Here is a 19,589-nt window from a genome sequence, read left to right as displayed (position 1 = left end):
ACCATGGACATCCCCATCGACCAGGGCTGGATCGAGGCCGTCATGCTCGCCGCCGTCCGCATGACGGCGTTCCTCTTCATCGCGCCCCCGTTCTCCCACAACGCGTTCCCGGCCCGCATCAAGGCCATGCTCGGCGTGGGGCTCGGGCTCGCCGTGTCCGCCCGGGCGGCAGCCGGCCGGCAGCCGCTCGATACGGCCGGCTTCGTGACGGGACTCGTCCTCGAACTCGTCACCGGCCTCGCCCTCGGCTTCCTCGTCTACCTCGTGTTCGCCGCGCTCCAGGCCGCCGGCTCCCTCATCGACCTCTCCGGCGGGTTCCAGCTCGCCCAGGGCTACGACCCGCAGAGCATGGTCAACGGCGCCCAGTTCACCCGGCTCGTGCAGATGGCGGCCCTCGCCCTCCTCTTCTCCTCGGACGGCTACCAGGTGGTCCTCGCCGGGCTCACCGGCAGTGTGACGGCCATCCCACTCGGCGGGGGCCTGGACCTGGCCAAGCCCGTCGCGGCCATGGTCACCGCCGCGAGCGGCATGTTCGTCTCCGCCGTCCAGATCGCCGGGCCGCTCATGGCCGTCCTCTTCCTCGCCGATGTGGGGCTCGGGCTGCTCACCCGCGTGGCCCCGGCGCTCAACGCGTTCCAGATGGGCTTCCCGCTCAAGGTCCTCATCACGCTCGGCCTCTCCGGCGTCATGTTCCTCGCCCTGCCCCGGGTCGTCTCCGCCCTCGCCGAGCAGGCCGCCTCCCTCCTGCTAGGGGTGAGGTGATGGCGGACTCCCAGGAGCGCACCGAGAAGGCCACCGACAGGCGCCTGCGCGAGGTCCGGTCCAAGGGCCAGCTCTCCCGCTCGCAGGACCTCACCGCGTGGCTCGCCGTGGGCGTCGGCGCGCTCATGCTGCCCTCCACCGTCTCCCGCGCCGCGGACGCCGGCGCCGCCCAGTTGTTCACCGCCGCCTCCGTCGCGGCGAGCCCGGACCCCGCCAAGGCCGTCGCGGCCCTCTCCGACGGGTTCGGCTCGCTCGCCGGCACCGTGGGCCCGCTGGTCGCGGCCGTCTTCGCCGCGGTGCTCGCCGGCTCGGCCCTGCAGGGCGGCGTGCACGTGAAGCGGTTCAAGGCCTCCTTCGAGAACTTCAACGCCGCCCAGGGGCTCAAACGCATGTTCGGCGTCCAGGCGCTCTGGGGCGGCGTGAAGGCCCTGGCGAAGACCGCCGTGGTGGGCCTCGTGCTGTGGAACGTGGTCCAGGGGCTCGTGCCGGTCCTGCTCTCCGCCGGTGGCCTCCCCATCTCGGGGCTGCTGGCCGAGGCCGGCGGCGGCGCGGCGTCCCTGCTGCAGTTCGCCGTCGCGGCCGGAGTGCTGCTCGCCGCCGCGGACGTCGCCGTCGTGATGCGCCGCAACCGCACCAGGACGCGCATGACCAAGCGTGAGGTCAAGGAGGAGACCAAGACGAGCGAGGGCGACCCGCTCGTGCGCTCGCAGCGCCGTTCGCGCCAGCTGGCGATGTCCCGCAACCGGATGATCGCCGCGGTGGCAAGTGCCGACGTCGTGCTCGTCAACCCGACCCACGTGGCCGTGGCGCTGCGCTACGAGCCCGGCAAGTCCGCCCCGCGCATCGTCGCGAAGGGGGCCGGGACGGTCGCCGCCCGCATCCGCGAGGAGGCCGAGCAGGAGCGTGTGCCCATGGTGCGCGACGTCCCGCTCGCCCGGGCCCTCCACGCCGCGTGCGAGCTCGGGCAGGAGATCCCGCTCGAGTTCTACACCGCCGTGGCCGGGGTCCTCGCGTTCGTCATGGCCCTCAAGGCCCGCGGCGCCGCAGCCGGCGTCCACACCGTCCCGCAGCGGCCGGCGGTCCTTTCCGGCCGCCCCGCGCCCGCCAGCCCGCCCGTGCTTGCTAGCCCGCCCACGCTTTCTGTCCCGCCCGCGCTTGCCACCACGCCCGCCCCGCCCGTTCCCACCCGAGGAGCCCCGCTGTGAACCGCACCCTGTCCAGGCTCGCCGTGCCGATCGGGATCGTCGGCATCGTCCTGCTCCTCGTGGTGCCGGTGCCGGCGCCGCTGCTCGACGTCCTGATCGTGTGCAACATCCTGCTCGCGCTGGTCATCCTGCTCACGAGCATGTTCGTGAAGAAGCCGCTCGACTTCTCCGTGTTCCCCTCCCTGCTGCTCGTCGCGACCCTGTTCCGGCTCGGCCTCAACGTCGCCTCCACGCGCCTCGTGCTCGGGCAGGGCTACGCGGGCCAGGTCATCGACGCGTTCGGCAAGGTCACCGTGGGCGGCTCCCTCATCATCGGCGCGGTCGTGTTCGTGATCCTCGTGGTGATCCAGTTCGTCGTGGTCACCAAGGGCGCCGAGCGTGTCGCCGAGGTCGGGGCCCGCTTCACGCTCGATGCCATGCCGGGCAAGCAGATGGCCATCGACGCGGACCTCAACGCCGGGCTCATCACCGATGTCGTGGCCAGGCAGCGGCGCGCGGAGGTCTCCGCCGAGGCGGACTTCTACGGCGCCATGGACGGCGCCTCGAAGTTCGTCAAGGGAGACGCGATCGCCGGGATCGTCATCATCGTGGTGAACATCGTCGGCGGCATCGGGGTGGGCATGGCCCAGCGGGGCCTCTCCCTCGGCGACGCCGTGGGCACCTACAGCCTCCTCACGATGGGCGACGGGCTCGTCACCCAGATCCCCGCGCTGCTCATGGCCGTCTCCACCGGCATGATCGTCACCCGCTCCAACGCCGAGGCGGACCTCGGCCAGGCCGCATCGAAGCAGCTCTCCCAGTCGCGCAATGCGCTGCTCATCGCGGGCTGCGCCGCCGTGGTCATGGCGCTCATCCCGGGCATGCCGCCGCTGCCCTTCCTCGGCGTCGGCGGGGCCCTCATCCTCGCCTCGCGCCGGGTGAAGCCGGCGGACGACGCCGGTGCTGCCGCCGGCGCCGCGGACGCCGCACCGGAGCCGGACGCGAACCAGCTGCTCCTCGAGCAGATGCGGGTCCACCCGCTCGAGATCCTGCTCGCCCCCGACCTCGTGGACCTCGTGGGCGGCTCGCCGGACGACCTCCTGGCCCGCGTGAAGTCGCTGCGGCACAAGATCGCCATGGACCTCGGCGTGGTCATCCCCGCCGTCCGCACCCGCGACAGCGTGGAGCTGCCGCCGGCCACCTACGCCATCCGGGTCGCGGGGGTCGAGGCCGGACGCGGGACGGCCCCCGCCGGACGGCTCCTCGCCCTCGGCGACTTCCTCGACGCCCTGCCCGGCACGGCCATCGTCGAGCCGGTCTTCGGCCTCGCCGGCAAGTGGATCCCCGCCGAGATGCGCCACAGCGCCGAGATGACCGGCGCCACCGTGATCGACCGGGTGAGCGTGCTCGTCACGCACCTGTCCTCGATCGTGACCGCCAACGCGGCGCGCCTCCTCTCCCGGGAGGACGTCCGGGTGCTCACCGAGGGCGTGCGCGCCACGAGCCCGGCGGCGGTCGAGGAGCTCACCCCGGCGCTGCTGACCCTCGCCGAGCTCCACCGCGTGCTCCAGGGCCTCCTGTCCGAGCAGGTGCCCATCAACGACCTCACCCGCATCTACGAGGCCCTCGCGCTGCGGGCCAAGGCCTCCGCGGACCCCGAAGGGCTCATCGAGGCCGCCCGGCTCGCCCTCGGGCCGGCCCTCGTCGCGCGGTTCGCCGAGAACGGCCGCCTCTCCGTCATCACCGTGGAGCCCGTGCTCGAGCAGACCCTCGTCCAGGACCTGCGCCCGGGGGAGACCGGGACCCAGCTCGTCATGGACCCCGGCAAGCTCGACGCGATCCTGACCTCGCTCAGCTCCGCGGTGGCCGCGGCCGAATCCGCCGGCAGGGCCGCGGTGCTCGTGTGCGCGCCTATGCTGCGGCCCGCCCTGCGCAGGATCGTGCCCCATCCGCCCGCCGGCGTGCCCGTGCTCTCCTACGCCGAGGTGACCTCGGCCGAGCTGGCCATCGAGACGATCGGGGTGGTGCGCCTTGGCTCAGCAGTTCCAGCTTAGGGGCGCTTCCCTCGAGGACCTCACCCGCGAGGCCGCCGAGACCTATGGGGCGGCCGCGCGGATCGTCCGCGCCGAGCGGGTCCTCGACGGCGGCCTCGGCGGCTTCCTCGGGCGCCGGCACATCGAGGTCACCGTGCTGGTTCCGGACGACGACGAACCGGTCGTCGCGCTGGCACCCGCCGTCCCGCACGCGCTCACCGCCCGTACCGGGATCGCCGCCCTCCTGGAGGAGGCCGAGACCGCCGAGGACGCCCTGCACACCGCCGACCGGCCGCGCGGGGGCCGCACACCGGGCGGCCCGGCGGAAGGACCGGCGGACGGCCCACCGCCGCGCGCGGTCTCGACGGAGGCCACGGACTTCGAGGCGCTCCTGCAGCGGCTGCGCCGCGAGGTCGACGCCGGGGACGTCCCCGCGCCGCTCTCCGCTCCCGGCGACCTCGTCCTGGTCCTCGGGGTGGGAGGAGCCGCCCGCGCCGTCGCGCAGTCGATGACGGAGCACGCGGGGACGGCCGACCAGCAGGGGCCGGCGGAGCACCCCCGGCAGGGGGCGAGGTGGGAGCTGTACGGGGCGGGCGCCGTCGTCCTCGCCAACCGGCCGCACCTCGCCGGCCGGTGGGACGCCGTCACGGCCCGCGCCGCCGCCGTCGAGGCAGGCAGGGCCGCGCTCGTGGCCTGCTCGCTCGGCACGGTCGCCGACGGGCTGCCCCACCTCGAGGGCGCCGCCGAGCTCGCCGCAGACCAGGTCTGGCTCGTGGTCGACGCGCGCCACAAACCGGAGGACACCGCGGACTGGACCGACAGGGTGCGCGGCGCCCTGCCCGTCGATGCGCTCGCGGTCCTCGGCGCGGGGGAGACCCGCACCGCCCACACCGTCAACCGCCTGGGCCTTCCCCTAGGCTGGGTGGACGGATCGCCAGCACCACGGACGGTGCTCTGAGGGCGCCACGCCCGCTACCCACGGAAGGGGAATCCCATGCTCGTCCTGACCCGCAAGCCCGGCGAGAAGATCATGATCGGCGAGGACATCGTCATCACCTTCCTCGAGAACCGAGGCGGCGAGGGAATCCGCATCGGCATCGAGGCTCCGCGGCACCTCACCGTCAAGCGCGAGGAGATCTTCGAGGCCGTGGCGGACGCGAACCGCGCCGCGACCCAGGCCGAGGCCGCGGAGGTGCTGCGCGGCCTGCCCCCTGCCCCGGGGGCCGCCGCGAAGGCCTGAGGCCCGGTCACACCCTTTTTTCGAGCGTGACACGGCGTGTCACGCTCAGCGAATGGACATGTACAACGTTGTCAGGATAAGAATGTACATGTCCAACGAGGTGACGGCTGGGGTCGTCGATGTCCCTCCACGGGCTTCACGCCAGCTTGGTCTCACAGGGGTGCACGTGGATATCCGAGAGCGCAACAGCCTCGTCCTGCAGAATCTGCCGCTCGTCGGCTACCTGGTCTCCGACCTGTGCGCGCGGGCCACCCATCTCTCGCGCGAGGACATGGCCTCGGTCGGCGCGCTGGGCCTCGTCCTCGCCGCGGACTCGTACGACCCCTCAACCGGGGTCCCCTTCGGCGCGTACGCGCGGCGGCGCATCACGGGCGCGCTCTCGGACGAGCTCCGCTCGCTCGACTGGGCGGGGCGCGGCACGCGCAAGCGGATCAAGGCCGTCCAGGCGACCGCCGAGGCGCTCGCCGCAGGGCTGGGGCGCCAGCCGACCGAGGACGAGCTCGCCACCGCCCTCGGGCTCACGCGCGAGCAGGTGCGCGACAGCTTCGCCGACGCCGCCCGCACTGTGGGGACGCTCGACGACGCCGCGGAGGCCCTCGTGGCCGAGGCGGTGGCGCCGGAGGATGCGGTGCTCGCCGCCGAGCGCTCCCGGTACCTCCAGGCCGCAGTGCAGGCGCTTCCCGGGCGCCTGCGCTCCATCGTCACCGCGATCTACCTCGAGGGCAGGGCCGTCAAGGACGTCGCCGCCGATCTCGGCATCACCTCCTCCGCCGTGTCGCAGCAGCGCAGCGAGGCGATGCGGCTCCTGCGTGAGGGGCTCGAGCGCCACTTCTCCGATCGCGAGGGGCAGGGCGGCTCCGAGCCTCCCGCCGTGGCGGGTGCTGCGGGGGCCGGGTCCGCGAGGATGGCGCCGTACCTCGAGGCCTTCGCGGCCGCCGCGAACGGCATCCGGCGGGGCGGGCTCCGGCGCGAGGCTGCCATGGCCGCCCGCGCGTTCACCGGCCCGGCCGTCTTCGCGGCCGAGTCCTAGGCCGCGCGGGCACGGGGCTCAGGCGGCCCCGATGAGCCCGGCGAACGGCGCGGGGCACTCCTTCGGGAGCGGGACCATCTCAAGGCGGATCCCGCGGCCCATGTCGGTCGCACGCGCCTCGATGCCCAGCTCGACCTTCGCACGCAGGGCCGCAGGGATCCGTTCGGCCACCACCACCGCGACCACGGTGGTGTGCAGGCTGCGGAGCTGCTCCGCGCTCGCTGCGGCAGACGAGCGGGCGATCTGGTCCTCGTCGCACGGGCCATGCTGGATGTCCACGGCGTACCGGATCCCCGTCGCCGGGTCATCGAGGATGAGGCTGTGGATGCCCCTCGGGGAGAGGGGGGCGTGCCGGAGGGCGCCGAGGCCCAGCTGGCTGGGATCCGCCGCGATCTCGTCGCGCAGCCAGTGGGGCCGGATGTCCGGGCGGCGGGCGAGCCTCGTGCTGTCGACCCGCACCGCCTCCCAGTGGGACAGGTCCGCCAGGACCGTGCGTCCCGTGGCGTCGTCCGTGAAACGGAGGCAGCCGGTGTCGGTCCTCCCGGCCACCGTGCCGGTGCGCTCCTCGCCTCCGGCGAGCAGCGCGAACCGGTCGCCTTCCTCCAGCACGATGGCAGCAATGGCAGGGCTGATGTGGGTCATGCGGGCATGTCTCCTCGGTCCCGGGCTGTCCCTCCCGGGCACGCCTGATTGTACATGTCAAAGGGGGCTAGGACCGGGAAATTCCGGCGCATTAGTTGTACATGTCAAATTCGCCGTAGTATTCCCACTGGAACCAGTCGCCCATGGAGGACTACCCAATGCGCCGCAGTCCGAAGCACCGCGCCGAGCCACCCGCTCGGCCCAGGAGCGATGCGCTGGGCGCCCAGGCGGCCAAGAACGCGCGCACCGTCGCCTCCACCGCCGCCTCGCTGGCGGTCGCGCTGGCCCCGTCCCTGCTCGGGGGAGCACCCGCCCACGCGACCCTCGCCGCCGCGGTCACTGCCGGCTACCCGCAGCGCGCGGCCCAGATCGCGGTGACGATCGTGACCCTGCAGACCAAGGACAAGAGCGCCGCCGACACCGCCGCGCTCGACGTGTCCGCGTACCGCAACGCGGTCGCGTCCGCGGGCAGCTACTGGTCCGCGATGTCGGCCGGCCGCATCACGCTGCGCGTGGACAAGGTCGTGACGGGCTTCAAGACCTCGGCCTCCTCGGGCGACGACTTCGCCGCCATCATGAGCACGGTGTCCCGCGAACTCGGCTGGACCCCCGGTTCCTCGACAGTCCTCCTGCTCGCCGTGCCCCGGGACGATGTGCTGGTCTCCGGGAGCAAGGGAAACCTCGGGGCCGGATGGACGGCAAGCCAGACCAGCGGGCGGATCCTGCTCCCGCGGCCCTCGGGCTTCACGGGCGCCGTGACCGCACACGAGATGGGCCACATCCTCGGCATCGGCCATGCCAACACGCTCCAGTGCGGTAGCGGGACGGTCGACGCCGTCCGCTCCGGGGCGCGCTTCGCGGACAGCGCCTGCAGCACCCGTGGGTACGGGGACGGCACCGACGTCATGGGCCTCTCCCGCTACAGCCAGCCGCAGCTGAACGCGTACCTCTACGAGTACGGCGGCATGGGCCGCGGGGACGAGATCGCCACTCTGGGAACCCCCGGCGCGGCCGCCACCTACACCCTCACGCCCTGGGCCGGCACCGCCCCGCGGCGGGCGGCGAAGTTCAAGGACCCCGCCACGGGCGAGTGGTACTACCTGCAGTATCGGGCGCCGGTCGGCTACGACGCGCCCACGGCCCTGGCCGGCAACAAGGGCGTGCAGATCATCAAGGGCGGCCTCGACGAGAGCGAGTCCCTCCTCATCCCGCCGAGCACCAAGCCGTTCACCGGGGTGTACGCGGCCAACCTCGCCTGGCAGCCTGGCCAGACCTTCACCACCGCCGGCGGCACCCGCGTGAGCATCAACACCGCCGGCGCCGCCTCCGCAACCGTCAGCATCACGGCCAGGGGCGCTCTGCCCGACAACGTGGCGGCGCTGATGGATGCCAAGGCCGCGGAGTTCGGCCTCGGCCCGGGCTTCGGCGGCATCGGCACCCTGCGGGACGGCGGCCTGTACCACATGTACCAGCGCGGAGCCGTGGTCTGGACGCCGTCCGGGGGCGCCCGCGTCTCCACGGGCGCGATCCGCGGCGCCTGGCAGCGGCTCGGGTTCGAGAACGGGTCGCTCGGCTTCCCCACCTCGGACGAGATCGGGGGGCTCAAGGGCGGCGGCGTCTACCAGATGTACGAGCACGGTGCGATCGTCTGGTCGCCCCAGAACGGCGCCTTCGAGTCGAAGGGCGCCATCCGCGGCGCGTGGCAGCGGCTCGGCCTCGAGGACGGGAAGATGGGCTACCCCACCTCCGGCGAGGTCGCGGGGCTCAAGGGCGGCGGCGTTTCCCAGATGTACGAGCACGGTGCGATCGTCTGGTCGCCCCAGAACGGCGCCTTCGAGTCCATGGGAGCGATCCGCGGCGCGTGGCAGCGGCTCGGCCTCGAGAAGGGCAGGCTCGGGTATCCGACCTCGGGCGAGGTCGGCGGCCTCAGGAACGGCGGCGTCACCCAGTCGTACGAGGGTGGCGCGATCGTCTGGTCGTCGCAGAACGGCGCCTTCGAGTCCACGGGCCCGCTGCGGGATCGGTGGCTGAAGCTGGGCGCGCAGAATGGCGACCTCGGCTATCCCACCTCCGCCGAGATCACCGGCCTGAAGGACGGCGGCACCTCCCAGTCCTATGAGGGCGGCGCCATCGTGTTCTCCCCGGCGACGGGAGCCTTCGAATCGGTGGGCGCCATCCGGGCGGCGTGGGGGAGCCTCGGCTCCCAGGACGGCAAGCTCGGCTACCCCACCTCGGGAGAAGTCGGCGGCCTGGCGGGCGGCGGGGTCACCCAGTCGTTCCAGGGCGGGAGCATCGTGTGGTCGCCGAGGACCGGGGCCCACGAGTCGCTCGGCGCGATCCGCGGGGTCTGGTCGAGCATGGGAGCTCAGGACGGCACCCTCGGCTACCCCACGAGCGGTGAGATCGGCGGCCTCAAGAACGGCGGCGTCTACCAGCAGTACGAGGGCGGCGCCATCATGTGGTCCCCCAAGACCGGGGCCCACGAGTCCATGGGCGCCATCCGGGCCGCCTGGGGAAGCATGGGCTACGAGAGCGGCAAGATGGGCTACCCCACGAGCGGCGAGTACGCGATCAGCGGCGGCGTTGCCCAGAACTTCGAGGGGGGACGCATCGAGTGGAACAGGAGCTCGGGGATCAAGGTGGTCGCTTCGGTGGGTGCTGCCAGCGGAACCGTCACACCGCTCCCGACCACGCCCGCCCCGGCCCCCAAGCCCAACCCCTCGCCGGCTCCGCCGCCCGCCGCCAACCCTGAGACCGCCGCCCAGATCCAGGCCATGGTCCGGCAGACCGCCGTGCAGATGGGCGTGGATCCGGCCCTGGCCCTCGCGGTCGCGGAACAGGAGTCCAGCTTCCGCCAGAACGTCACCTCCCCGGTGGGGGCCGTCGGCGTCATGCAGATCATGCCCGCCAACCGGGACTGGCTCGCCGGGATGACGGGACGTCCGAACCTCGATCTGAACAAGACCGCGGACAACATCGCCGGCGGCATCGCGATGCTCCGCTGGCTCAGGGCCGAGGCGAAGAACCTGGACGAGGCCATCGCCGGCTACTACCAGGGGCTCGGCTCGGTCCAGAGCCGCGGCATGTACGACGACACGAAGGCCTATGTCGCCCAGGTGAAGGCCCGCATGGCCACGTTCTGAGAGGCGGGCTCCCCACGGTCTACTGGCGGCGGAGGGCCGCCGGCAGCGTCAGGATCTCGGCCCCGTCCTCGGTGATGGCGATCGTGTGCTCGCTGTGTGCAGTGCGGCAGCCCGTGGCGCTGCGCAGGGTCCACCCATCGGCGTCGGTGACCAGCTCGGCGGTGTCCTCCATGATCCACGGCTCGAGCGCGAGCAGCAGCCCGGGTCGGAGCCGGTAGCCCCGGCCGGGCCGTCCGCTGTTGGGCACGTGCGGGTCCTGGTGCATGGTGGATCCGATGCCGTGGCCGCCGAACTGGGTGTTGACCGGATAGCCCTCGGCGCGCAGGACGCTGCCGATGGCGTACGAGATGTCGCCGATGCGGGCACCCGGCACGGCGGCGGCGATGCCGGCGTCCAGCGCCCGTTCGGTGGCCCTGATCATCGCCGTGCTCCCGGGGCGGTCCGACTCGCCTACGAGGAAGCTGATCGCGGAATCCGCGGCGATGCCATCCTTGGTGACGGCGAGGTCGAGGGTGAGCAGATCGCCGTCGGCCAGCGTGTAGTCGTGGGGCATACCGTGGAGGACGGCGTCGTTGACGGCCGTGCAGATGTAGTGCCCGAACGGTCCGCGGCCGAACGGCGGCGCGTAGTCGACGTAGCAGGACAGCGCCCCTGCATCGGCGATCATCGTCTGCGTCCAGCGGTCGATGTCCAACAGGTTCGTGCCCGGAGCGCTGCGCGCCTTGAGGGCCTGCAGGATGTCCGCGACGAGGGCCCCGGTGTGCCTCGCCCGTTCCAGCTCCGTGGGGCTCAGGATCTCGACCATGTGATGCCTCTCCTCGTGCTCACTGACCCTAGCCCATCGCCCGCACGCGGCGGGGCAGCCCCGCGTCGATGAGGACCACCGCGAACCCCACGAGCACTCCCAGGACGGTCTCGACGGCCCGGTCGGCAATCAGCGCCTGTGCCGGTCCGGGCAGCGCGAGCCGCGTCATGAGCAGGATCAGCGGTGTGAAGAAGAACAGGGCGAGGGCATAGTGGCGGGCCATGAACAGCTCGGTGGGGAACTGCAGCACGACGACCAGGGCACCCATCACGAGCGGCGTGGGGTGGAAGGTGAGGATCGCCCCCGTCAGGCCGAGCCCTGCCAGCGTGCCGACCACGCGGTGCAGGCCGCGCCGCAGCCGTCCGTGGAAGCCCGTCGCCGAGAGGGGGACGGCGGCGCCGGCCATGGCCCAGTGGGGGTGCCCGATGCCCAGGGCCAGGGCGGCCAGGCCAGCCGCCGAGACCGCGAGCACATAGCCGCCTGCCCTCCGCAGGGACGGCGGCGCGCCGGGCAGCCTGACGGGGCGCCGGGCCGCGGCACGGCGGGAGGATGCGCCGATCGCGATGGCGAACACCGCCGCGGCGAGCGCGACCGCGGTCGCGACCCCCGGGTCGGCACGGTCGAGCGCGGCACACGCTCCGAAGGCAAAGAGGGCGAAGAACGGGCCCGCGGGACGGAACCCGACGCGGTCGGCGGCCAGCGAGGCGAGCCCGGCGAACGCTGCCTCCGCGAGCACGAGGGCTGCCTGGGGGGCCTGCAGGGCGGACAACGAGGATCCGAGCCCCACGCCGGCCACGAGCAGCGCGCCTGCCGAGGACTGGTGCCGCAGCCTGACGGCCCGGCTCAGCCCGCGGCCGTACATCCCGGCGAAGCCGCCGAAGACCGCGTCGATCACGAGCTCCAGGTGCCCGCCCACCAGGAGTGCGGCCGTGGGGATGCCGACGCCCAGGACCATCCTCAGGGCGGGCCAGTGGTCCTCCTGCGCGGGGCCGAGGGCCGCGAAGCCGCGGATACGCGCCACCAGCAGCCGCACTGAGCACTCCCTTCGTTGCCACCGCGCCATCCGCGGGTGGGACACCTGCGTCTGACGCAGGGCCTGGGATCCCTGCTGCTCCCAGCATAGGCGCCGTTGTCAGCGCCTCGCCTCGTACCGGGTCAGGACCACTCCGCCGGGGAACGTCCGCGACTCGACGAGGTCCAGATCCATCCAGCTGCCCAGCGCGGTGAAGAACGGGGTGCCGGCGCCCACGAGCACCGGATAGGTGGCGAGGACGTACTCGTCGATGAGTCCGGCCCGGAGGGCGGCGGCGGCGAGGGTGGCGCCGCCGATGCTCATCGGGCCGCCCTCCTCGGCCTTGAGCCGGGTGATCTCTTCGACCGCGTCGCCGGCGACCAGCCGGGAGTTCCAGCCGACCGTGCCGAGCGTCGAGGAGAAGACCACCTTCGGGGTGTCCCGCCAGACCCGGGCGAACTCGATCTCTGCCGCAGTGGCCCCGGGCTGCTGGTCACCGGTGGGCCAGTAGGAGCTCATCGTCTCCCACAGCTTGCGCCCATACAGGGACAGGGTGTTCGCCCGCTCCGTCTCGAGCCACCACTGGAACAGCTCCTCGCTGGGCGGCCCGCTCCAGCCGATGTCGTCCCCGGGCGCGGCGATGTAGCCGTCGCGCGTGACGTTCATGCCGTAGCTCAGTTTCCGCATGGCGCCAGCCTTCCGCGCTCCGCGCGCGCATGTCCAGACCTGGCGGCCCCTGCACGCTCAGAGCGCGGGCAGCCGGAGCGCGAAGGCCGCGCCGCCCTCGGGCGCGTGCCCCGCGGCGAGTTCGGCCCCCAGGCGGGAGGCGAGCCGTGAGGCGATGGAGAGGCCGAGGCCCGTGCCCACCCTGCGCTTGCCGGCGTACCGGTCGCGGAGCGCACCGCGGTCGAACGCCCGGGCCAGGTCCTCCTCGCCCAGCCCGGGGCCGCCGTCGCGCACCTCGAGCACCACGGCGCCGGGCTCCGGATGGCCGGCCAGCACCAGCGGGGCGCCCGGCGGGGTGGCCCGGAGGGCGTTCTCGACGAGCCCGTCGAGCAGCTGGCGGAGCCTCCGCGCGTCCGTGGCGACGAGGAGGGGGCCGGCTGCCTCGGCGCGCATCGCGATTCCGGCAGGCTCCCACACCCCGCGCCACGCCTCGACGACGGACGGCAGCAGCTCCGCGGCATCGACCTCGTGGACGTCGATGCGGAAGTCGTCGGCCTCAAGGCGCGCCAGCTCGAGCAGGTCCCGGACGAAGTGGTCGAGCCGCTCGGTCTCGGCGGAGAGGGTCCTGCCGACCCGCGGGACGTCCTCGGCCGGGATGACCCCGTCGGCGAGGGCCTCGGCGTAGCCCTGGAGGGCCGTGAGCGGGGTGCGCATCTCGTGCGAGACGGACAGGAGGAATTCGCGCTGGCGCGCCTCGCTCGCGGTCAGGGAACTGTCGAGGGCCCCCAGCGCGCGGGAGACCTGGGAGATCTCCGCCGGGCCGCCGCCGTCGACCGTGACCCCCCGCTCGCCCCCGGCCAGCCGCCGCGCCGCGGAGGCGAGGCGGGTGAGCGGCGTCGCCACCCAGCGGGCCACGAGCGCTCCGCCGAGGACGGCGCAGACGAAGCCCACCACGAGCGCCCAGGCCAGCCGCGCCACGAGCGGCCCGGCGGCCTGCGTCACGGCGGAGACCGGCTCCGCGAGGACCAGTCCGCCGCCGGCCGCGATCGGCCGGGCCTCGACGACCACGGGGATCCCGGTGACGGTCTCCGTCTGGGACACCGACCGCCCGGCGCGGACCTTCGCGGCGGCGTCCGCACTCACCAGGTGCCGCCCCGCGCCGGTGACGGTGCCGTCCGGCTGGACGAGGGCGATCCGGCCGGCCTCGCCGAACGCGAGCTCGCGCAGCGACGCCAGGTCGGTGACGTTGCCCGAGGCGCTGAGGGCGGTGGCCTCCCGGGCCAGGCTCGAGCGTGCCTGGTCCACGGCCGCAGACCGGATGAGCTGGGCCCCGACGAGGCCCGCGATGAGCGTGGCGGCCGCGGCGACGGCGGCCATGACCAGGGTGACCCGGAAGTGCAGGGAGCCGAACCAGGCCCTCACGGGCGCCCCTGTCCCGGATCGGCCGAGACGCTGTAGCCCACCCCGCGGGTGGTCCGCACGGGGCTGGCGGCGCCGAGCTTGGCGCGGAGCTGGGCCACGTGCACATCGACGGTGCGGCCGCCGCCGTAGTCCGCCTGGCCCCACACCGCCGAGAGGAGCTGCTCCCGGCTGAAGACGCGCCCGGGCTCGGACATGAGGTGGGCCAGGAGGTCGAACTCCATGGCCGTCAGGGGCACGGGTTGGCCCGCGGCCTCGGCCGTGCGCCGGTCGAGGTCGAGCTGGACACCCCCCACGGCGAGCACCCGCGCCGACGGCGGCCCCGACGCCCGGCGCAGCAGACTCTTCACCCGGGCCACGAGCTCGCGCGGGGAGAACGGCTTGGTGAGGTAGTCGTCCGCGCCGAGCTCGAGGCCGAGCACGCGGTCCACCTCGTCGTCGCGCGCGGTCACGAAGATCACGGGCGTCCAGTCGCCGCCCTCCCGCAGCCGCCTGCACACCTCGATCCCGTCCACGCCGGGCAGCCCGACATCGAGCACGATCGCCACCGGCCGCAGCTGGCGGACCCGCGCCAGCGCCGCCCCGCCGTCCCGCTCGACGTGCACGCCGTACCCGGCACGGCTGAGGTAGAGGCGCTCGAGGTCGGCGATCGCGTGCTCGTCCTCGACCACGAGGACCAGCCCCCGCCCCTCGCCGGTGCTCCCGCTGCGATCTTCCACAGGTTCATTCAAACGCACGACGGCGCGTGGCGGCCGCCGCTGGCCGCGGACTTTACATTCCTCGAACATCCGCCGAACACCCAGCTTGCCTGGGTCCGCCATGCTGGGCAGCGGATCGGCAGGCATGCCGGATCCGCGCGTTCACGACAGCACTTGCGAAAGGCACTGCGATGTTCTCCCAGCCAGACCCCACCATCCCCGTGCGGCGGCCGCGTCGCCGTTGGGCGGCCGGCGCCGCGTCCGCACTCGCTGCGGCACTGCTCGCGGGCGGCGGCACCGCCGTCGCACTCCAGGCCCACAGCGCCCCGCCCCAGGCGGCGCAGGCCCCGCAGCCGCAGGCAGACGAGTCGCTGGCGGACCTGACCTCGCTCGACGGCCTCGGCGCGGACGTCGCTGCGGCCGACTCCGGAGCTGCTGCCGCCCAGGAGGCATCGGTCATCCAGACGGCAGTCCCCGCGGCAAGCGCAGCGCCGTCGCCGAGCGCCTCCGCCTCCGCGAAGCATCCGGCGAGGGCCGCACTCCGGCGCGTGCTCGCCGTCGTGATCCGTCAGGACGACAGCGCCCAGTACGGCCAGCACGCGCAGGCCGTGGCCCGGGCCGCCGCCAACCGGTACTCCGTGGAATTCCGGCGTCTGCCGCAGAAGCTCCGTGACGACCTGTGGACCCTGGCGGGGGCCGCGCCCGCGCAGGAGGTCGCCGATGCCCAGGCCATCAAGGCGCACGCGCTCGACGGGACCTACGGCGCCGGGATCAAGAAGCTCGCCGAGGCGATCCAGAAGGCCCCGGCGAAGCCCAAGGCCTCCTCCTCGCCGTCGGCGCCCGCCTCGCCGTCTGGGCCCGCTTCTCCGGCGCCGTCGGCGCCTGCCTCGCCGTCGCCGTCGCCCAGCGCGGGCAGCTGAGCAGCCGCCCCGGGCGTCACGCCGGCTGCCACTGCACCGGCAGCGCCCGGGGCCCGAAGATGATCGTGCTGTCGATGCGCTCCAGGGGCGCGCCCGGAGCCAGAGACAGGCCCGGCAGGCGCGCGAGGAGGGCTGACAGCGCGACCCGCGCCTCGAGGCGTGCCAGGGGGGCCCCGAGGCAGAAGTGGATGCCCTGCCCGAAGGCGAGGTGCCGGTTCGGGCGCCGATCGGGGGCGAAAGTCTCCGGGTCCGGGAACTGCCGGCCGTCGCGGTTGGCGGAGCCGATCCAGGCGGCCAGGCGGGACCCGGCCGGGAGGGAGGCGGCGCCCAGCGTCGTGTCCTCGGTGGTGACCCGGAACATGGACTGGACCGGGGACCGGAAGCGGAGCACCTCCTCGATCGCCGAGGGCAGGGCTCCGCTTTCGGCCCGCAGCCGCTCGATCGTGCCCGGCCATTCCGCGAAGGTCAGCACGGCGTTGCCCAGGAGGTTGGTGGTGGTCTCGTTGCCGGCCACGAGCAGCAGGGCGCAGAAGCCCAGGAGCTCGATCACGCTCAGGTGCTCGCCGTCGACCTGGGCGGCGAGCAGCCGGCTGATGAGGTCCTCGCCCGGATCGCGCCGCCGCCTCTCGATCATGGCGAAGAAGTACTCCGCCATCTCCTGCTGGGCCGAGGCCCGAACCGGACTGCTCTCGTACTCCCGGGTCTGGCTCACCACGACGTCCGACCACCGCTTGAAGCGGTCGCGATCCTCGGCGGGGATGCCCATGAGCTCCGCGATGACGATCACGGGCAGGGGGTAGGCGAAGTCGTCGATGAGGTCCATGGACCCCGTCCCGGCCACCCGGTCCAGGAGCTCGTCCACGATCTCGGAGATCCGCGGCTCCAGGGCGGCCACCGCCCGCGGCGTGAACGCCTCCGAGACGAGGGACCTGAGCTGGCGGTGCCGCGGTGGGTCCGTGCTGATGAGGCTCGAGGCAAAGAGGTGGTTCTGGTCCGGTTCCCGGCCGGCGCGCATCCTCGACGAGAAGACGGCGTGGTCGGAGAGCACCCGCTGGACGTCGTCGTAGCGGAACACATGCCACACCTCCTGCGCGTCGTCGAACAGCACGGGGGAGTCCTCCCGCAGCTCCCGGTACAGCGGGAAGGGGTCGAAGCGTCCCGGCAGCTCGGACACAAGGCTCATGGGGTTCCTCCAGCGGGGCTTGCAGGTAGCTGGGCTCATCGCAGGTGGCTGGGCTCAGTCTCTGGCGCTCATCCTGCTCCTGCCGCCGTCCCGGCGCCAGAGGGCTCCCCGGGCCGGTGGCTTCCTCGTGGCAGAGAGGAGGACGGCGATCGCGAGCGTCTCGAGCGCGGTCCAGACGAGGATTCCGGTCCAGATCTCGGGGGAGAAGCTCAGCCGCCCGTCCGTCCAGGCCACGCCCGCGAAGTAGGGGCCCCAGAACAGCGGGGGTGCGATCGCCGCCGCGGCCCGCAGGCGGACGGCACGGTCGGGCCGAGGCCGCAGAGCGAGCCAGGCGAGTCCGACCAGCGCTGCTCCGGCGGCCGCCGCGAGGACCAGCCACGCGTCGCGGAACCCGACCATGGCCTGCAGGGCCACCGACGGCACGAAGGCCAGGAGGGCCGGCACGGCGGCCGGGACCGGCCACCGGGAGGCGGCCAGGAGGATGGGGACGAAGAGTGCGGCCGTCGAGACGAGGAACGAGCCGAGGGCCACGATGGTGCTGGCCGACGTTGCGGGCATGACCGCCCGGATGCCGCCCAGCGACGGGCCGTAGGTCTGGATGAGCCCGTGGCGCGCGAAGACGGCGAACTCCTGGAGGATGAAGATCGCGACCATGCCGCACAGCCCGGCGCTGACGAGGGCCGTGGTGAGCCGGGCCGGCGTCGTCCGTCCGGGCGGTGCGGCGGCGGCGGCAGCAAAGGGGGCGCCGAGGATGAGGAACCCGCCCGTGGCCAGCCCGAGATGGGAGGGGCTGAAGAGCGCCTTGATGTCCTGCTCGATGCCGAAGACCGAGTGCCATACGAGATCCGCCACGCCGGAGACGAGGAAGAGGGCGACGCCGAGGGCGGCCCCGCCGTAGCCGACAGGGAGGGCGTCCGCCCACCGGGTCCCGCGGCGGTGACGGCGCCATACGAGGGACCCGATCCACACGGCGTTGGCCGCGAAGCCCGAGTAGAGGACCGCGTGCCACGGAGTGAAGAAGGTCTCGAGGTGCGCGAGATTGTTGTGGGCCCATCCGTCCACGTAGGTCCCGGTCAGCAGCCACAGCCCGGCCACGAGGGACACGGTGTCCTCGGCCGCCGTCGTGGAGCGGCGGGCCGAGGCCGGGGGACCTGCGAGGGCGGGGGCCGCAGCGGCATCCATCGGCTCAGGCGGCCTTGACGGGGGATTTCGAGTCCGCGGCCGGTGCGGCCGCTGCGGCCGCTGCAGCCTGGTTCTCCCGGGCGATGAAGGCCGAGAGCTCTCCGATCATGCTCATCAGCGGGGCGGGGAAGACCACCGTGGTGTTCTTGTCGACCCCGATCTCCACCAGGCTCTGGAGGTTGCGCAGCTGCAGGGCGAGCGGGTGGGCCATCATCGTGTCGGAGGCCTCGCCCAGCGCCGTGGCGGAGATGGCCTCGCCCTCGGCGGCGATGATCTTGGCCCTCTTCTCCCGCTCGGCCTCGGCCTGCCGCGCCATGGCCCGCTTCATGCTCTCGGGCAGCTGGATGTCCTTCAGCTCGACGAGGGTGACCTCGACACCCCACTCGGTGGTCAGGATGTCGAGGATCTGGCGGATGTCGGCGTTGATGCGGCTGGTCTCCGAGAGCGTCTGGTCCAGCGTGTGCTGGCCCACCACCTTGCGGAGGGTGGTCTGGGCGATCTGGTCGATGGCGGCCGCGACATTCTCGATCGCGATCACGGACTTCACCGCATCCACGACCCGGTAGTACGCGACCGCGGAGACGTCGACGCTGACGTTGTCCTGGGTGATGATGCCCTGCGACTGGATCGGCATCGTGACGATCCGAAGGCTCACCAGGGGCAGGCGGTCGACGACCGGGATGATGAGCCGCAGCCCGGGCATCCGCACCCCGACGACCCGGCCGAGCCTGAACAGGACCCCCTGTTCGTACTGGCGGACGATGCGGATCGACATCCTCGCCGCGATGAGGAGCACCACGATGACGATGACGAGGACGGTCAGGGAAACGACGTCCATCGAGATCCCTCCTTCGAGCGCGGACCGCAGGAGGTTCCCGTCTGGCAGCGCAACGGTCCTGGCATCCATCTTCCCTGCCCCCGGTCCAAAGGGTTAGGGGCGGACGGCCCCTGCTGTCGGCGCGCCGCCACCGGTCAGCCCCGGCCGAGGGCTTAGACATGGAGGGACATGAATGCCTTCCGCCTCCTCGCCTCCGCGGCAGCGGCCGCCGCGCTCGCCGCCGCCACTGCCGCCTGCTCTGCTGCCTCCCTCGGGACCGCCATCGCCGACGGCCGTTCCGCAGCCTCGGCCTCCGCCCAGCCGTCGCAGCCCGCGGATCCGGGGCAGGTCAAGGAGGTCCACTCGCCGTCGCGGGTCACCGTCGACGAGCAGCTCCCGGCCGGGCACTGCCGGGCCCGCGCGGTGGACGCCGCCGCGGGGAAGTACCTGCCCGACCACGCCTGTACCCCGGGCGCCGTGGACCCGGCCGTCACCCAGGCCACCATCGATTCGACCATCTGCCGGGCCGGCTACACGGCTTCCGTCCGCCCGTCCTCGGCGGCCGTGGCGCAGGTGAAGGCCGAGAGCCTGCGCGAATACGGCGAGAGCGCGTCGGCGACGACAGAGTATGACCACCTGGTCAGCCTCGAGCTCGGCGGCGCGAACTCCGTCTCCAACCTGTGGCCCGAGCCCAACAGGACGGGAGCCACCGGCACGACCAACCCCAAGGACGCCGTGGAGAACGCCCTGCACCGGGCCGTCTGCGCCCACACCGTGACGCTCGCGGCCGCCCAGACCGCCATCGCCCACGACTGGACCACGGCCCTCCACGTCCTCGGCCTCTGACCCGCTG

18 protein-coding genes are annotated in these 19,589 nt (G+C 73.2%); 9 read left to right on the top strand and 9 right to left on the bottom strand.

Annotation, left to right across the window (positions count from 1 at the left end):
- Nucleotides 1-3: 3 nt before the first annotated feature.
- From ACVWWH_RS15950 to ACVWWH_RS15925, 6 genes are all read left to right on the top strand, one after another.
- On the top strand, nucleotides 4-762 hold the full coding sequence (locus ACVWWH_RS15950) for a flagellar biosynthetic protein FliR (RefSeq protein ID WP_066495396.1): 759 nt from the start codon (nucleotides 4-6) through the stop codon (nucleotides 760-762).
- Nucleotides 762-1,967 (top strand): EscU/YscU/HrcU family type III secretion system export apparatus switch protein, encoded by a 1,206-nt coding sequence (locus ACVWWH_RS15945; protein ID WP_457317219.1) that lies wholly within the window; start codon nucleotides 762-764, stop codon nucleotides 1,965-1,967. Before ACVWWH_RS15950 ends, ACVWWH_RS15945 begins: the two co-directional genes overlap by 1 nt.
- Entirely contained in the window at nucleotides 1,964-4,000 is a 2,037-nt protein-coding gene (locus ACVWWH_RS15940; protein ID WP_457317218.1) for a flagellar biosynthesis protein FlhA, read from the top strand. The genes ACVWWH_RS15945 and ACVWWH_RS15940 overlap by 4 nt, the downstream gene beginning before the upstream one ends.
- A complete protein-coding gene (locus ACVWWH_RS15935; protein ID WP_457317217.1) occupies nucleotides 3,978-4,937 on the top strand; it encodes a hypothetical protein in 960 nt (319 codons plus the stop codon). Before ACVWWH_RS15940 ends, ACVWWH_RS15935 begins: the two co-directional genes overlap by 23 nt.
- A 36-nt stretch (nucleotides 4,938-4,973) precedes the next feature.
- Nucleotides 4,974-5,219, top strand: coding sequence for a carbon storage regulator (locus tag ACVWWH_RS15930; RefSeq protein WP_447421131.1), 246 nt, complete (start codon nucleotides 4,974-4,976; stop codon nucleotides 5,217-5,219).
- 166 nt (nucleotides 5,220-5,385) lie between these two features.
- Complete coding sequence (locus ACVWWH_RS15925; protein ID WP_457317216.1) at nucleotides 5,386-6,249, top strand: sigma-70 family RNA polymerase sigma factor; 864 nt, start codon at nucleotides 5,386-5,388, stop codon at nucleotides 6,247-6,249.
- Between the two features lie 18 nt (nucleotides 6,250-6,267).
- Here the strand turns inward: ACVWWH_RS15925 and ACVWWH_RS15920 are convergent, their stop codons facing one another.
- Nucleotides 6,268-6,891 (bottom strand): hypothetical protein, encoded by a 624-nt coding sequence (locus ACVWWH_RS15920; RefSeq protein ID WP_457317215.1) that lies wholly within the window; start codon nucleotides 6,889-6,891, stop codon nucleotides 6,268-6,270.
- 158 nt (nucleotides 6,892-7,049) lie between these two features.
- Here ACVWWH_RS15920 and ACVWWH_RS15915 point away from each other — a divergent pair, with 158 nt between their 5' ends.
- Nucleotides 7,050-10,034, top strand: coding sequence for a transglycosylase SLT domain-containing protein (locus ACVWWH_RS15915; RefSeq protein WP_457317214.1), 2,985 nt, complete (start codon nucleotides 7,050-7,052; stop codon nucleotides 10,032-10,034).
- Nucleotides 10,035-10,053: 19 nt separating this feature from the next.
- On the opposite strand, the gene map is transcribed toward ACVWWH_RS15915, so the two are convergent.
- From map to ACVWWH_RS15890, 5 genes are all read right to left on the bottom strand, one after another.
- On the bottom strand, nucleotides 10,054-10,839 hold the full coding sequence (map, locus tag ACVWWH_RS15910) for a type I methionyl aminopeptidase (RefSeq protein WP_457317213.1): 786 nt from the start codon (nucleotides 10,837-10,839) through the stop codon (nucleotides 10,054-10,056).
- Between the two features lie 28 nt (nucleotides 10,840-10,867).
- A complete protein-coding gene (locus ACVWWH_RS15905; protein ID WP_457317212.1) occupies nucleotides 10,868-11,872 on the bottom strand; it encodes an FUSC family protein in 1,005 nt (334 codons plus the stop codon).
- A gap of 99 nt (nucleotides 11,873-11,971) precedes the next feature.
- Nucleotides 11,972-12,538 (bottom strand): dihydrofolate reductase family protein, encoded by a 567-nt coding sequence (locus tag ACVWWH_RS15900; protein WP_457317211.1) that lies wholly within the window; start codon nucleotides 12,536-12,538, stop codon nucleotides 11,972-11,974.
- Nucleotides 12,539-12,595: 57 nt separating this feature from the next.
- On the bottom strand, nucleotides 12,596-13,939 hold the full coding sequence (locus tag ACVWWH_RS15895) for a sensor histidine kinase (protein WP_457317210.1): 1,344 nt from the start codon (nucleotides 13,937-13,939) through the stop codon (nucleotides 12,596-12,598).
- On the bottom strand, nucleotides 13,936-14,655 hold the full coding sequence (locus ACVWWH_RS15890) for a response regulator transcription factor (RefSeq protein WP_457317209.1): 720 nt from the start codon (nucleotides 14,653-14,655) through the stop codon (nucleotides 13,936-13,938). Before ACVWWH_RS15890 ends, ACVWWH_RS15895 begins: the two co-directional genes overlap by 4 nt.
- A gap of 170 nt (nucleotides 14,656-14,825) precedes the next feature.
- Between ACVWWH_RS15890 and ACVWWH_RS15885 the strand changes: the two genes are divergently transcribed.
- Nucleotides 14,826-15,554 (top strand): hypothetical protein, encoded by a 729-nt coding sequence (locus ACVWWH_RS15885; protein WP_457317208.1) that lies wholly within the window; start codon nucleotides 14,826-14,828, stop codon nucleotides 15,552-15,554.
- 16 nt (nucleotides 15,555-15,570) lie between these two features.
- Here the strand turns inward: ACVWWH_RS15885 and ACVWWH_RS15880 are convergent, their stop codons facing one another.
- Genes ACVWWH_RS15880 through ACVWWH_RS15870 form a run of 3 tightly spaced genes read right to left on the bottom strand, consistent with a single transcriptional unit; the run spans nucleotide 15,571 to nucleotide 18,757 of the window.
- The gene (locus tag ACVWWH_RS15880) at nucleotides 15,571-16,737 is read right to left on the bottom strand and encodes a cytochrome P450 (protein ID WP_457317207.1); all 1,167 of its coding nucleotides are present in this window, start codon (nucleotides 16,735-16,737) and stop codon (nucleotides 15,571-15,573) included.
- Nucleotides 16,738-16,791: 54 nt separating this feature from the next.
- Entirely contained in the window at nucleotides 16,792-17,919 is a 1,128-nt protein-coding gene (locus ACVWWH_RS15875) for a hypothetical protein (RefSeq protein WP_457317206.1), read from the bottom strand.
- Between the two features lie 4 nt (nucleotides 17,920-17,923).
- On the bottom strand, nucleotides 17,924-18,757 hold the full coding sequence (locus ACVWWH_RS15870; RefSeq protein ID WP_066495438.1) for a slipin family protein: 834 nt from the start codon (nucleotides 18,755-18,757) through the stop codon (nucleotides 17,924-17,926).
- A 168-nt stretch (nucleotides 18,758-18,925) separates the two neighbouring features.
- On the opposite strand from ACVWWH_RS15870, the gene ACVWWH_RS15865 reads away from it, so the two are divergent.
- A complete protein-coding gene (locus ACVWWH_RS15865) occupies nucleotides 18,926-19,582 on the top strand; it encodes a hypothetical protein (RefSeq protein WP_457317205.1) in 657 nt (218 codons plus the stop codon).
- Nucleotides 19,583-19,589 lie beyond the last annotated feature (7 nt).

The organism is Sinomonas sp. RB5 (assembly GCF_054063535.1).
This window is presented reverse-complemented; position numbering and strand designations above follow the sequence as displayed.

Excerpts from the sequence above, each read along its gene's own strand:
- ACVWWH_RS15865 (WP_457317205.1), top strand. The coding sequence starts at position 18,926 with ATGAATGCCTTCCGCCTCCTCGCCTCCGCGGCAGCGGCCGCCGCGCTC.
- map (WP_457317213.1), bottom strand. The coding sequence starts at position 10,839 with ATGGTCGAGATCCTGAGCCCCACGGAGCTGGAACGGGCGAGGCACACC.
- ACVWWH_RS15945 (WP_457317219.1), top strand. The coding sequence starts at position 762 with ATGGCGGACTCCCAGGAGCGCACCGAGAAGGCCACCGACAGGCGCCTG.
- ACVWWH_RS15950 (WP_066495396.1), top strand. The coding sequence starts at position 4 with ATGGACATCCCCATCGACCAGGGCTGGATCGAGGCCGTCATGCTCGCC.
- ACVWWH_RS15915 (WP_457317214.1), top strand. The coding sequence starts at position 7,050 with ATGCGCCGCAGTCCGAAGCACCGCGCCGAGCCACCCGCTCGGCCCAGG.
- ACVWWH_RS15920 (WP_457317215.1), bottom strand. The coding sequence starts at position 6,891 with ATGACCCACATCAGCCCTGCCATTGCTGCCATCGTGCTGGAGGAAGGC.
- ACVWWH_RS15900 (WP_457317211.1), bottom strand. The coding sequence starts at position 12,538 with ATGCGGAAACTGAGCTACGGCATGAACGTCACGCGCGACGGCTACATC.
- ACVWWH_RS15885 (WP_457317208.1), top strand. The coding sequence starts at position 14,826 with ATGTTCTCCCAGCCAGACCCCACCATCCCCGTGCGGCGGCCGCGTCGC.
- ACVWWH_RS15930 (WP_447421131.1), top strand. The coding sequence starts at position 4,974 with ATGCTCGTCCTGACCCGCAAGCCCGGCGAGAAGATCATGATCGGCGAG.
- ACVWWH_RS15875 (WP_457317206.1), bottom strand. The coding sequence starts at position 17,919 with ATGGATGCCGCTGCGGCCCCCGCCCTCGCAGGTCCCCCGGCCTCGGCC.
- ACVWWH_RS15880 (WP_457317207.1), bottom strand. The coding sequence starts at position 16,737 with ATGAGCCTTGTGTCCGAGCTGCCGGGACGCTTCGACCCCTTCCCGCTG.
- ACVWWH_RS15870 (WP_066495438.1), bottom strand. The coding sequence starts at position 18,757 with ATGGACGTCGTTTCCCTGACCGTCCTCGTCATCGTCATCGTGGTGCTC.